11 protein-coding genes and 3 tRNA genes are annotated in these 13062 nt (G+C 64.2%); 4 read left to right on the forward strand and 10 right to left on the reverse strand.

Going from position 1 to position 13062, the window contains the following annotated elements; genetic code table 11:
* Positions 1 to 5 precede the first annotated feature (5 nt).
* Genes PVT67_RS15230 through PVT67_RS15240 form a run of 3 tightly spaced genes read right to left on the reverse strand, consistent with a single transcriptional unit; the run spans position 6 to position 3236 of the window.
* Positions 6 to 1331 (reverse strand): N-acetylmuramoyl-L-alanine amidase, encoded by a 1326-nt coding sequence (locus PVT67_RS15230; protein WP_301495050.1) that lies wholly within the window; start codon positions 1329 to 1331, stop codon positions 6 to 8.
* Positions 1328 to 1783: a tRNA (adenosine(37)-N6)-threonylcarbamoyltransferase complex ATPase subunit type 1 TsaE gene (gene tsaE, locus PVT67_RS15235; RefSeq protein WP_301495052.1), complete on the reverse strand. Its 456-nt coding sequence runs from the start codon at positions 1781 to 1783 to the stop codon at positions 1328 to 1330. Before tsaE ends, PVT67_RS15230 begins: the two co-directional genes overlap by 4 nt.
* Complete coding sequence (locus PVT67_RS15240) at positions 1776 to 3236, reverse strand: NAD(P)H-hydrate dehydratase (RefSeq protein WP_301495054.1); 1461 nt, start codon at positions 3234 to 3236, stop codon at positions 1776 to 1778. The genes tsaE and PVT67_RS15240 overlap by 8 nt, the downstream gene beginning before the upstream one ends.
* 96 nt (positions 3237 to 3332) lie before the next feature.
* Here PVT67_RS15240 and queG point away from each other — a divergent pair, with 96 nt between their 5' ends.
* Positions 3333 to 4469: a tRNA epoxyqueuosine(34) reductase QueG gene (gene queG / locus PVT67_RS15245; protein WP_301495056.1), complete on the forward strand. Its 1137-nt coding sequence runs from the start codon at positions 3333 to 3335 to the stop codon at positions 4467 to 4469.
* A gap of 19 nt (positions 4470 to 4488) precedes the next feature.
* Here queG and PVT67_RS15250 read toward each other — a convergent pair whose 3' ends face one another.
* Genes PVT67_RS15250 through PVT67_RS15260 form a run of 3 tightly spaced genes read right to left on the reverse strand, consistent with a single transcriptional unit; the run spans position 4489 to position 6010 of the window.
* Positions 4489 to 4962 (reverse strand): hypothetical protein, encoded by a 474-nt coding sequence (locus tag PVT67_RS15250; RefSeq protein ID WP_301495058.1) that lies wholly within the window; start codon positions 4960 to 4962, stop codon positions 4489 to 4491.
* Between the two features lie 50 nt (positions 4963 to 5012).
* Positions 5013 to 5504 carry a DUF4442 domain-containing protein gene (locus tag PVT67_RS15255; RefSeq protein ID WP_301495060.1) on the reverse strand — a complete coding sequence of 164 codons (492 nt, stop codon included), beginning with the start codon at positions 5502 to 5504 and terminating at the stop codon, positions 5013 to 5015.
* Positions 5505 to 5557: 53 nt separating this feature from the next.
* Entirely contained in the window at positions 5558 to 6010 is a 453-nt protein-coding gene (locus tag PVT67_RS15260) for a hypothetical protein (RefSeq protein WP_301495061.1), read from the reverse strand.
* Between the two features lie 189 nt (positions 6011 to 6199).
* Between PVT67_RS15260 and PVT67_RS15265 the strand changes: the two genes are divergently transcribed.
* Entirely contained in the window at positions 6200 to 8500 is a 2301-nt protein-coding gene (locus tag PVT67_RS15265) for a TonB-dependent receptor (RefSeq protein ID WP_301495062.1), read from the forward strand.
* A 47-nt stretch (positions 8501 to 8547) separates the two neighbouring features.
* The gene (locus tag PVT67_RS15270) at positions 8548 to 10596 is read left to right on the forward strand and encodes a phosphocholine-specific phospholipase C (RefSeq protein ID WP_301495064.1); all 2049 of its coding nucleotides are present in this window, start codon (positions 8548 to 8550) and stop codon (positions 10594 to 10596) included.
* Positions 10597 to 10905: 309 nt separating this feature from the next.
* On the opposite strand, the gene PVT67_RS15275 is transcribed toward PVT67_RS15270, so the two are convergent.
* The 4 genes from PVT67_RS15275 to orn all read right to left on the reverse strand — a co-directional run bounded on the left by PVT67_RS15275 (position 10906) and on the right by orn (position 11960).
* Positions 10906 to 10980: transfer RNA gene (locus tag PVT67_RS15275), tRNA-Gly, on the reverse strand.
* Between the two features lie 38 nt (positions 10981 to 11018).
* A tRNA-Gly gene (locus tag PVT67_RS15280) sits at positions 11019 to 11093 on the reverse strand.
* A 139-nt stretch (positions 11094 to 11232) separates the two neighbouring features.
* A tRNA-Gly gene (locus tag PVT67_RS15285) sits at positions 11233 to 11307 on the reverse strand.
* 104 nt (positions 11308 to 11411) lie between these two features.
* Entirely contained in the window at positions 11412 to 11960 is a 549-nt protein-coding gene (orn, locus tag PVT67_RS15290) for an oligoribonuclease (RefSeq protein ID WP_301495066.1), read from the reverse strand.
* 67 nt (positions 11961 to 12027) lie between these two features.
* On the opposite strand from orn, the gene rsgA reads away from it, so the two are divergent.
* Positions 12028 to 13053 (forward strand): small ribosomal subunit biogenesis GTPase RsgA, encoded by a 1026-nt coding sequence (gene rsgA, locus PVT67_RS15295; RefSeq protein WP_301495068.1) that lies wholly within the window; start codon positions 12028 to 12030, stop codon positions 13051 to 13053.
* Positions 13054 to 13062 lie beyond the last annotated feature (9 nt).

The raw sequence follows: 13062 nt of genomic DNA on the forward strand, positions 1-13062 counted from the left end.
GGGACTCAGGGAATGGTGAGGGTCTGGCCGACCACCAGGGCGTCGGACTTGAGGCTGTTGACGGCCTTGATGGCGGCCACAGAGGTATTGTAACGGGCTGCCAGCAGCGACAGCGACTCGCCACCGCGCACCACGTGGGTCTTGGCGCCCTGCTGGGCAAAGAGGCTGCCCTGGGGCGGCCAGGCCAGGAAGTATTCCTTGAGGGCCGTGGCCAGGGCGCCGGCGATACGGCCCTGGTGATAGCTGCTGGCCAGGTCCTTCTCCTCGGCGGGGTTGGACAGGAAGCCCGTTTCCACCAGCACAGAGGGGATATCGGGGGCCGTCAGCACCCCCAGGCTCTTGGGCTGGGGCCGGCTCTTGTGCAGCTTGGTGACCTTGCCCAGCTCGCGCAGCATGGTGGAGCCGATGTCCTGGCCTACCGAGCGGCTGTGATCCATGGACATGTCCAGCAGCGCCTGGGCCAGGTATTGCTCCTGTTTGGTGTCTTCCAACACTTCGGCGGCGCCCCCCAGTAACTGGGAATGGCGATCCTTCTCATCGACCCATTTGCCGATCACCCGGCTGGCACGGCTGTTGTTCAGCACCCACACGGAAGCGCCCCTGGGCTGGGCCGAGCCTATGGAGTCGGCATGGATCGAGATCAGCATGTCCGCCTTCTTGTCGCGGGCTATGCCGGACCTGTCCATGACCTCGATGAACTTGTCGCTGGAACGGGTCAGGACCCCTGTCATGCCGGGAACCTTGTCGATGTCGGCCTTGAGCTTCTTGGCGATGGCCAGGGTCACATTCTTCTCATAGGTGCCGTGGCGGCCTATGGAGCCAGGGTCGTGGCCGCCGTGGCCGGCGTCGATGGCGACCACTATGTCACGGCCCTTGGGCAGGGTCGGCGGCGCCTTGGCCAGGGCCTGTTCGGCGGGGGCGGCCGGCGATGGGGCTTTGCTCTGCTCCTTGAAGGGGAAATCGATGACCAGGCGATGGCCGTTGCCGTCGCTCGGCGGCAAGGCGAAGAGGCTGGGCTTGATCCCCTGGGTCAGCTCCAGCACCAGCCGCAGGCTGCCCTTTTCCTTGGGAGTGGAGGTACGCACCTTCTTGATGAGGCTGGACTCTGTCACCAGGAGCGGCAACTTGGCCTTGCTGCTGGTGCTACGCAGATCCACCACCAGCCGCTCGGGGGACTTGAGGCGGAAGTAGGAAAAATCGGGGGCGCTATCCAGGTCCAGCACCACCCTGGTGTTGTCGCTGCCTGGCCATACCCGCACCTGATCCAGGCCGTTGGCCAACACAGGCCCACAGCAGCACCAAAGCAACAGGAAGACAAAGCGGCGTATCACCAGGACAACCTCTCCAATATCTGGGCGCCCTGGTCGCTCAGTGGCTCCAGGACGGCCTTGCGGCCGGCGCCATCGTAAGCCAGCGCCACCACCAGATCCGGCGGCGGCAACACCCCTTCACCTTTTTGGGGCCATTCGATAAGGCAAAGGCAATCTTTGCCAAAGTAATCACGCACGCCCATGAATTCAAGTTCTTCAGGGTCCGAAAGGCGATAGAGATCAAAATGATAAACCTTGATCCCAGGCAGGTCGTAGGGCTCCACCAAGGTATAGGTAGGACTCTTGACGGCGCCTGAATGGCCAAGCCCCTGCACCAGGCCGCGGCTCAGGGTGGTCTTGCCCGCCCCCAAGTCCCCCAGCAGGTGCAGCACTGTGCCAGGTTCCAGGGCCTTGGCCAGGGCCTGGCCCAGGGCGACTGTCGCCGCTTCGTCTTTTAGTTCGAACTCACGCATTGATAAGGGTCCGGATCCAAGGAAGAAGATCGCTGGCCAGGGTACCAATGACCCCAGCCTCACCGGCCTTGAGGCCGGCCTCGCCCTGCAGGGCCACGCCCAGCAGGGCCGCATCCAGGGGACTTAGCCCCTGGGCCAGCAGGGCGCCGATGATACCAGAAAGCAGGTCGCCCATGCCTCCCGAAGCCATGGCCGGGCTGCCTACCGCCAGCAGCCAGCAGCGCTCGCCGTCGCTGACCAGGCTCCCCGCCCCCTTGAGCACCGCCACGGCGCCTGTGGCCTTGGCCAGGGCCAGTGCCGCCGCCACCCGATCTGCTTCCACCTCGGCCACAGAGCACCCCAGCAGCCGCGCCGCCTCACCTGGGTGGGGGCTGATGACGGCGCCGGCCACGGGCCGCGGCGCCTTGGCCAGCAGGTTGAGGGCATCGGCGTCCACCACCTTGGGGCACTCCAGGGCCAGGGCTCCGGCCAGCAGCGCCTTGGCCCAGCCATCTTGGCCAAGGCCAGGCCCCAGCACCAGGGCGTCAAACCTGGGCTGCTCTTCAGGCCAGGCTTCGACGCCCCTCACCATCAGCTCGGGGCGGCCCGCCCCCAGGGACGCCGCCGATATGGAATGGGCCAGCACGCTCACCAAACCGGCTCCACTACGCAGGGCCGCTTCACCAGCCAGGCGGATGGCGCCGCCCAGCCCCTGGTTACCGCCAACCAGCAGTAGCCGGCCGGCCTGGCCTTTATGGGCAGTGGCGCTGCGCCTCGGCAGCAGCTGGCGACAAGCCAAGAAGTCCAGCCCCACCAGGGGGCCATCACTCTTGGCGTCCAGCCCCAGGTCCGCCAGCCAGGCCTCTTGCCAGGCCGCCCTGCCCTGCCCGGTCAGGAGCCCGGCCTTGGGTAGGATGAAGGTCACCAGGGCAGCGGCGCTAAAGGGCTTGCCCCACCAGCGGCCGCTGTCGCTGCCAAGGCCGGAGGGGATATCCAAGGCGAGGATGGGAAGCTTAGTGTCGGCCAGGAAATCCTGTAGCGGCACTACTGCTCCCCGCACTGGGCTGGCCAGGCCCATGCCCAACAGGCCATCCACCACCAGGTCAGCTTCCAGCGCCTCGGGCAGGTGATATTGAACGGCCCCGCCCGCTTGTGCCCAGGCCTTGGCGGCCTGGATGGCCTCGGCGGCCTTGGGCTCACCGCTTGCCACCAGGGTCACGGCCAGGCCCTCGGCCTTGGCCAGACGGGCCAGCACATAGGCGTCACCGCCGTTGTTGCCGCTGCCGGCCAGCACCAGAACATGCCTGGCCTGGGGCCATTGTTGGCGCTGCAACGCAAAAGCGGCCTGCCCTGCCCTTTCCATCAACTCATAGAGGCTAAGGCCGGCGGCCTCGGCCAACTCGGCCTCCAGCACCTTGAGGCGCTCGGCGCTGGGCAGGGGTTTGGGCAGGGTATCGAGCAGGGGAAGCAGCATGGATGGCCCTCATGGTTCTTGGTTACTAGCTTACCCCCGGCGCTGGGGGCCGGCCAGATATGGTAACCTTGGCGCCAACCAGCCAGGGGCAACGCCGTGATCGACTACCAACAACTCGCCGCCGACATCAAAGCCTGGGGCCAGGAGCTGGGCTTCCAGCAGCTGGGGATCACCGACACCGATCTCAAAAGCCACGAAGCGGCACTGCAGGCCTGGCTGGACGCCGGCCATCACGGCGAGATGGACTACATGGCCCGCTACGGCATGCTGAGGGCCAGGCCCGAGGAGCTGTTGCCCGGCACCCTGCGGGTCATCAGCGCCCGCATGGACTACCTGCCCCCCAAGGCCCGTTTCGGCGAGATCCTCGGCGACGGCGACAAGGCCTATGTGTCCCGCTATGCCCTGGGCCGCGACTACCACAAGCTGCTGCGCGCCCGCCTCAAGCAGCTGGGGGAGCGGATCCAGGCCGCCTGCGGCGACTACCAGTTCCGCCCCTTCGTGGATTCGGCCCCTGTGCTGGAAAGGCCCCTGGCCGCCAAGGCCGGTCTCGGCTGGGTCGGCAAGCACAGCCTGCTGATCAACCCCCAGGGCGGCTCCTTCTTCTTCCTCGGCGAGCTGCTGGTGGACCTGCCGCTGCCGGTGGACAAGCCTGCCGATAGCGACCGCTGCGGCAAGTGCGTGGCCTGCATGACCATCTGCCCGACCCAGGCCATAGTCGAGCCCTATGTGGTGGACGCCAGGCGCTGTATCTCCTACCTCACCATAGAGCTCAAGGACGCCATACCGGAGCAGTTCAGGCCCCTGATCGGCAACCGCATCTACGGCTGCGATGACTGCCAGCTGATCTGCCCCTGGAACCGCTTTGCCCATTTGAGCAGCGAGCCCGACTTCGCCCCCCGCAGCGCCTTGCACGGGCCCCAGCTGCTGGAACTCTGGGCCTGGGACGAGGCCCGTTTCCTGAAGGTGACAGAGGGCTCGGCCATCCGCCGCATCGGTTTCGAACGCTGGCAGCGCAATATCGCCGTGGCCCTCGGCAACGCCCCTTTCAGCGAGGCCGTAGTGGCGGCTTTGACGGCCCGCTTGCCCCAGGCCAGCGACTTGGTGGCCGAGCACATCCACTGGGCCCTGGCGCAGCAGCAGGGGCGCCGCGACCAGCAGCAGGCCCAGAAAAGCGGACAACAAAAAGCCCGCCTGGTGCGGGCTGTTCAAAAGGGCTTGCCGGACTCGGCCTAAGCAGGACTCGGGGTTTCCCTCAGCGGGGTACCGCCAGCTCCTTGCTCCAGACGATGATGCCCGAATCCAGGGCCATCACCCTCAGCCTCAGGCTGTCGCCGCTTTCCTTGATCTGGCCGTAAAGCAGGTAGTGGTGGCCGCCCTGGCGCCCCGCCTGGCGGGCGCTCAGCAGATCGAAAGCGTCGACGCTGCCGGACAGATCCGCCACTTCACGCCCGGCCTGGCTCAGGCCCTGCACCAGTTGTTCGGTCAACGCCTGGGTATCGAGGCGGCGGCTGCCGTAGTTGGCCACCCTCACCACGGCCACGTCGCCGTCCGGCAAGGTGGCGGCCAGGGCCGCCATGGCCTGGGCCAGTTCGTCGCTTTGTGGGGCCTCGGGCTGTTGGGCCTGGGGCTCTTGTGTGCCCTGCTGTGGCTGGCTGCCGGGGTAGTTCCCCATCTGGGCGCAGCCGGCGAGCAGCAGTGCCCCCAGGGCCATTGTGATTTTTTGCATGCTTTCCTCCTCGGAAGAGCTTGCGAATGAGTGGGTTAACTCTGACTGAATTAACGCTGCTTGGGAACCCAGGCCCAAAGATAGCGTGCCTGCACCGGCTCTGCCCCTTCTTCGTCGGTGATGGTGACGGCCACTTCCACTTCACCTTTTTCCTGGCTGCGGATCTGGGCTATCTGCTCTTCGGTGAGGGTGGCGACGGCGCTGAGACTGCCCTTGGCCCGGCGCAGGTAGTTCACCTCCATGGCCTTGAGCAGCGGCAGCCTGTTGTCGGGCACGTTGAGGCCGAACACCAGGCCGGTGACCGATTCCCCCAGCAGCGCCGTGGCGGCGGCATGGACGCCTTTGATGTGGTTCTGCACCTTGCCCTTGTTGCGCAGCACCATGCGGGCTTCACCGAAATCGGCCTGGGTGATGCGGATGCCGGCGGTGCCGGCAAACTTGACGGCACCGTTGAAGAGACGGGACAGGGCGGCGCCCTGCCAGCTCTTGGGTAGCCGCTGGCAGAGCCGCACCAGGCGGCCGAGGCGGTTGATGGCTTTCATCTTGGACTCCACTGGTCAAACCAGAAGAGTCTGCCACAAGGCCACGGCCGCCGCTAGAGATCCTCCATGCGCATGGTCTGGTGCACCAGCTGGTGCTGCCGCGCCCGCGCCTCCTTGAGGGTGCCTTCCAGCAGCTCACGACTGCTGGGGCCGGGGCAAAGCGGTACCAGGGCCTCCAGTTCCGCCAGCAGTTCGTTGTCCAGCTTCAGGGCCAGTTCCAGCACATCCTGCTGGCTGACATCGGTCTCCAGGCTGACCCTGTTGAGGCCGTGGATGAAGTCGGTGTCCACGGCCTTGTCGAACCAGGTGCCAAGCTCGGGATGGCTGGCCTTGAGGTACTGGGTGAAGTGCTCGGCCTGCTGCTGCTCATGCTCCGCCAGGTAATGGAGCATCATGCGGGTACGCTCGCTGTCGCAGTTGGCCACCAACCGCTTGTAGAGCTTGGCCAGGGCTTGGTGGGCCTCGGTCAGGTGCTCGAAGACGTCACCCAAGGTCTTGAAACGCATAACGGTATCTCCTTTTTCGTCTTTTTCAGGCTAGCTCCTGCCAGCATGGCCCAGCCTTGCGGCAGGTCAAGTTTTACGCTCGGCCTGGCCGTCAGAAAAGCTTCATCGGGAAGAAACCTCAAAGAAACCAAAGCGCAACATTCGGACAGCAGAATGCGGGACAATTTTTAGCCCACGGAACTCTAAACAATGAAAAAGCAGTACCAACAAGGACTCTTGCTGCCCAGCCTGCTCGCCGCCACCATCGCCGCCCTGCTTGCCGGCCCCGCCTTTGCGGACGAGTCCCAGGCCCAGCAGGACCAAAATGACACCGAAGTGATCTCGGTGATCGGTGCCCGCATCGCCTACGCCAACAACAGCACCGACGACAACATCAAATCCTTCAGCGCCCCGCTCGGCAGCGTCAACGACCTCATCGACAAACTGCCCGGCGTCAGCGTCGGCGAAGGCGGTGTCTTCGGCAGCGACGACTGGTCCACCACCATCACCATGCGCGGCTTCAGCCTCAACGGCACCGATCAGCAACTGGGCATGACCGTCGACGGCCTGCCCAACGGCGGCTCTGCCTACGGCGGCGGCTCCAAGGCCAACCGCTACCTGCTGCTGGAAGACACCGCCAGGGTCGAAGTCATGCAGGGTACTTCCGACATCGCCTCCCCCTCCCTGGACGCCCTGGGCGGTACCTTCAACTACGTCTCCCTCAACCCCGAGGAAGAGCGTGGCCTGACCGCCGACTACACCACCGGTGATTTCGACGCCCGCAAATACTACCTGCGCCTCGACACCGGCCGCTTCCTGGACAACAGCAGCCGCAGCTACTTCAGCATGGGCAGCAGCCACAACAAGCGCTGGATCGGCTCCGGCTCCAACGGTGACACCACCGACTTCCACGCCAGCTACAAGCAGGTGACCGAGCTGGACTGGGGCACCCTGACCGGTCGCATCAGCTACGACGACACCGACGAGACCAACTACAACGGCATCACCCTGGCCCAGTTCAAGCAAAATCCCCGTTGGGACCGCCTGACCTGGAACTGGACCGGCGATCCGGTTGAAGATCAAAACTTCGCCGAGGCCTGGCGCACCCTGCGTAAGAACACCTTCGCCTACCTGCGCCTGGAATCCAACCTCAGCGACAGCGTCAACCTCAGCGTCACCCCCTACTACCACCACATGAAGGGCCGTGGTGACTGGCTGCCGCCCTACCAGATCCTGGTGGACGCCAACCACAAGGCGGTGCTGGACTCAGGCGGCAACTACATCCGCTTCACCCAGTTGGGCGCCGACGGCCAGCCGGTACTGGCCGCGGGCGGCTGCGACAGCCAGGATTGCACCCTGGTCTCCAGCTACCGCCATACCCATTACGGCAAAGACCGTTACGGCACCACCGCCAAGCTGAACTGGTACATCAGCGATGCCAACACCCTGACCGCCGGCCTCTGGGGCGAGCGCCAGAACCGCGACGAATACCGCGACTGGCACAACGTGCTGGATCCCAAGGTGGGCCAGGCCTACGACAACACCGCCTACTGGCGCCAGTACGACCGCACCTACGTCACCGACACCTTCAACTACTACCTGCAGGACAAGTGGGAACTGGGCGACCTGACCCTCTCCGCCGGTGCCCGCAAGTACCAGGTCAAGATCAAGCGTAAGGACAACTTCATCGGCCAAGAGACCGGCTCCCTGTCCAGCAACTCCAAGCTGCTGCCCATGGCCGGCGCCATCTGGCAATTCACCCCCGGCTGGGAGCTGTACGGCGGCTATTCCAAGAACTTCAAGGCCATCTCCGACGGCATCCTCGAGACCAACCAGGACTACAGCAAGCTGGACGCCGAGACCGCCAAGAACACCGATCTGGGCCTGCGCTACCTGGGCAACCAGGTGCAGATGACCGCCGCCATCTACAAGATCAAGTTCGCCAACCGCATCACCTTCATCGACGCCTCCACCGGCAGCGGCATCGACTACCTCAACGAACTGGACGGCCAGTACGTCAACGTCGGCGGTATCAAATCCAAGGGTATGGAAGCCAGCATCAACTGGCAGTTCGCCCCGGCCTGGAGCCTCTACAGCGCCCTGACCTACAACGACTCCGAGTACTCTGCCCGCAGCCTGGTGCCCATGACCAAGGGTGACCAGAAGGTGCTGACGGACATCAGGGGCAACAAAGTGGGCGGTTCACCGCGCAAGATGGCCGTGGTCAGCCTGTCCTACGCCGAGGACAACTACAAAGCCGGCCTGTCCGCCAAGTACACCGGCGACTACTTTGGTGACTTCCAGAACCAGGACCGGATCCCCTCCCACACCGTCATGGACTTCTACGCCGGCTACCACCTGGCAATGAAGGGCAGCGGTATCAAGGGCATGGATCTGACCCTCAACATCACCAACCTGGGTGACACCAACTACCTGGCCGGCGGCAACAACGGCAGCTACTACATCGGCAGTGGCCGTACCGTCACCGCCCAGGCTAGCCTGAAGTTCTGATGCCAAGCCCCGGCTAGCCGGGGCTTTCTTTTTTTAGGAAAAAGCCAATGGTTGACTTACAACGCCGCCGCTTTTTACAGCTCTCCTCGGCGACCGCCGCCGGCATCGCCGCCTCCGCCATGCTCCCCGCCACCATCCGCAAGGCCCTGGCCATAGAGCCGGCCCGCGTGACCGGCACCATCCAGGACGTCAAACACGTAGTGATCTTCATGCAGGAGAACCGCTCCTTTGACCACTACTTCGGGAGCCTGCGCGGGGTGCGCGGCTTTGACGATCCCAGGGCCATGCAGAGCCGCCCCGGCCTGTCGGTATGGCAGCAGGTGTGCAGCAAGACCCCGGCGCCGGTGCTGCCCTTCCACCTCGACAGCCAGGGCACCTCGGCCCAGACCATGCACGACCTCAATCACGACTGGCGTGGCCCGGTAGACGCCTGGGCCTGCAACGACGTCTGGGCAGAGCAGAAGACCCCCATGACCATGGGCTACTTCAAGCGCGATGACATGCCCTTCTACTACGCCCTGGCCGACGCCTTTACCATCTGCGACGGCTACCACTGCTCGCTGTTCGGCCCCACCAACCCCAACCGCATGTACCTCTGGACAGGCACCAGCGGCCTCAGCGTCGGCAACAATGGCGAGCAGGTGGTGGCCAACAAGGACGACGGCAACTGGACCTCGGACATGGGCCGCGACCACGGCGACTTCGCCCCCTACGACTGGACCACCTACCCAGAGCGCCTGGACAGGGCCGGGGTCAGCTGGAAGGTCTACCAGGAATACGACAACTTCGGCGACAACGCCCTGCAGTCCTTCAAGGCCTTCCGGGGCCTGGACCCGGCCTCCAAGCGCTACCAGCAGAGCCGCGCCTGGGTAAGCGGCTCCAGCGCCGACAACGCCGCCGCCTCACGAGGCGAGCACCTGGTGGCGGCCTTCAAAAAGGACGTGGAGAACGGCACCTTGCCGGAAGTGTCCTGGCTGATAGCTCCTTACATCCTCTCGGAGCACCCACAAGCCTCGCCGGGCTATGGCGCTTCCCTGACCGCCCGTCTGCTCGAAGCCTTGATGAGCAATCCCGAGGTCTGGTCCAAGACCGTCTTCCTGCTCAACTACGACGAGAACGGCGGCTTTTTCGACCATATCCCAGTGCCGGTACCGCCGGTGACCGCCGCCATCGGCAAGAGCAACGTGCCCCTGGATGGCGAGAACTACCACGGCGAACCCCTGGGCCTGGGGCCCAGGGTGCCGATGATGGTGATCTCCCCCTGGAGCCGGGGCGGCTGGGTGAACTCACAGCTGTTCGACCACACCTCGGTGCTGCGCTTCCTGGAGCAGCGCTTCGGGGTCAAGGAACCCAACATCTCGCCCTGGCGCCGCGCCGTGGCAGGGGATCTCACCAGCACCCTGGATTTTGCCGGCACCGACGCCACCTGGCCCAAGCTGCCGGACACCAGCCACTATATAGGCCAGGTGGATAACGCGGCCAAGCTTGATGCCCCCGTGGTGCCGCCCATGGCCGCCATGCCCCGCCAAGAGCCCGGCCAGCGCCCTGCCCGGCCCTTGCCTTACGACATGGAGGCCAGCGCCTGGGCCAGGAACGGCAAGCTGGCGCTCAGCATCGACAACCGCAGCAACGTGGCCGTGGCCCTGGGGCTATACGACAATCAGGCCGCCAAGGCGCCACGCCACTACACGGCGGCGGCCCACAGCCGCCTCGATGACAAGCTTGATGCCGGCCAGTCCTACCAGCTGAGCCTCCATGGCCCCAACGGCTACCTGCGCCATTTTGCCGGCAGTGGCGATGACCCCCTGGTGGTGACCCTGAGCCGCGGCACCACCGCCAACCTGGTGATGCTGACCCTCAGGAACGTCTCAGGCGCGCCCCAGCAGTGCCGGATAACGGACGGGTACAGCAAGGAAGTCCACCAGTGCCACCTGGCCCCCGGCCAGCAGAAGAGCCTCAGTTGGCACATCGCCGACCAGGCCCATTGGTACGACTTGACCCTGACCCAGCCAGAAGGCCCTTACCGACGCCGCTGGTGTGGCCACCAGGAAACCGGCAAGCCGAGCTTCAGCGATCCGCTGATCGGCGCAGCCTGAAGTCTGACAAACGGCTCGTTAAGCCAAAAAGGCCACCCTCCTGGGTGGCCTTTTGAATTTGGAGCGGGAGATGAGACGGGCCGGGGCCACGCTGGCGGGGGCGCCCAGCCCGAGCGACCGCCATGTCAGACTGCGTCGTAGGCAGAATGCAAAAAGGCCGTCCTGATGGACGGCCTTTTCTATTTGGAGCGGGAAACGAGACTGACCGGGCCAACGTTTGGCTCGCGACCTTGCCGCAGCGCGGCAACATCTCGTGTTTATCAATGCCAGGTACGAAAAAGGCCACCCTGTTGGGTGGCCTTTCGAATTTGGAGCGGGAAACGAGACTTGAACTCGCGACCCCAACCTTGGCAAGGTTGTGCTCTACCACTGAGCTATTCCCGCATTGTGTGCGCCTATCTTACGATAAACGGCTTTGAATTTGGAGCGGGAAACGAGACTTGAACTCGCGACCCCAACCTTGGCAAGGTTGTGCTCTACCACTGAGCTATTCCCGCATTGTCAGCGCCCGCCCTTGGGCCAACGCTTTTGATTTGGAGCGAGAAACGAGACTTGAAGGGGGCGCCTGGCCCGAGCGACTTGTCGCGTTTCTCTTTCCTGACAACCCAGGCCGGTAGCCTGCATCATCTTAAAATTTGGAGCGGGAAACGAGACTTGAACTCGCGACCCCAACCTTGGCAAGGTTGTGCTCTACCACTGAGCTATTCCCGCACTCATCGGCCTTGACGGCCGCCATCGGTATTCCCCGACAGCGGAGCGCATTGTACCTAAAATTTTGGACCGTGCAACAGGGTCTGAAACTGTTTGGCGCCTTTTTAGGCAGCGGGCAGTTTCAGGAAGTGTTCCCGGTAATAGCGCAGTTCCTCGATGGACTCGCGGATATCGTCCAGCGCCAGGTGGGTTTCCTTCTTCTGCAGACCCTTGAGCAGGTCGGGAGACCAGCGCCTGGCCAGTTCCTTGAGGGTGCTGACGTCCAGGTTGCGGTAGTGGAAGTAGGCTTCAAGCGCCGGCATGTATTTGACCAGGAAACGCCTGTCCTGGCCTATGGAGTTGCCGCAGATGGGGGAAGCGCCCTTGTCCACCCACTTTTCCAGGAAGGTGATGGTCTGGCGTTCGGCGTCGGCCTCGGACAGGGTGCTGGCCTTGACCCTGGCCACCAGGCCATTGGCGGTGTGGGTACGGGTGCACCACTCATCCATGGCCCCCAGCAACTCGTCGCTCTGGTGCACGGCCAGCACGGGCCCTTCGGCCAGCACATTGAGATCCTTGTCTGTGACTATGGTGGCGATCTCGATGATCCTTTCCTTCTCCGGGTCCAGGCCCGTCATCTCCAGATCGATCCAAATCAGGTTGTCTTTGCTCATGGGTTTTCTTCTGCAGGCTGACCTCGGTGTATCATAGGGTTTTGTGTCAGCAGCAGCCAGGAGCAAAGTGGCCAAACGCAGCAAACTGACCCAGGGCCAACAGCGCCGGGTCAAGGCCAATCAGGCCAAACGCCTCAAGCAGAAAGACGATGCCCAGTGGGACGATGCCCACCTGGGCCAGGCTGAGGAAGGCCTGGTGTTGTCCCGCTTCGGCCAGCACGCCGACATCGAGAGCGCCGAGGGCGATGTCTACCGGCTCAACATCCGCCGCACCATTGGCTCCCTGGTCACAGGGGACAAGGTGGTGTGGCGCCGCGGCAGCGAGGCCATGGCCGGCATCAGCGGCGTGGTGGAGGCGGTCCACGAGCGCCATTCTGTGCTGACCCGCCCCGACTTCTACGACGGCATCAAACCGGTGGCCGCCAACATCGACCAGATGTGCATCGTCTCCTCGGTGCTGCCGGTACTGTCCACCCATGTCATAGACCGCTACCTGGTGGCCGGCGAGGCTCTGGGGGTCGAGTCCGTCATCATCCTCAACAAGACAGACCTGTTGGACGAGGCCGCCCGCGAGAGCGCCCTGCAGCAGCTGGCCCTGTACAAAGAGATCGGCTACCAGGTGCTGCTGGTGTCGGTGAAAAAAGGCGAAGGCATGGCCGACCTGGAGGCCCTGCTCAAGGACCAGATCAGCATCTTCGTCGGCCAGTCCGGGGTCGGCAAGTCCTCCCTGGTCAACCGGCTGCTGCCGGACGCCGCCGCCCAGGTGGGGGACATCTCCGAGAACTCCGGGCTGGGTACCCACACCACCACGGTAGCGCGGCTCTTTCACTTCCCCAGCGGCGGCGACCTCATCGATTCCCCCGGGATCCGCGAGTTCGCCCTCTGGCACCTGGAAGAAAACGTTATCGCCCGCGGCTTCAAGGAGTTCCGAAACTACCTCGGAACCTGTAAATTCCGCGACTGTAAACATAAAAACGACCCCGGCTGCGCCCTGCAAGCGGCAGTGGCCAGGGGCGAAGTGGCCGCCTCCAGGCTGGACAGTTACCACAAGATCGTCGATTCGCTGGCCGAGAGCCGCCCCAGCTTCGCCTGATCCCAATGC

This window comes from Gallaecimonas kandeliae, assembly GCF_030450055.1.
Classification (GTDB): Bacteria; Pseudomonadota; Gammaproteobacteria; order Enterobacterales; family Gallaecimonadaceae; genus Gallaecimonas; species Gallaecimonas kandeliae.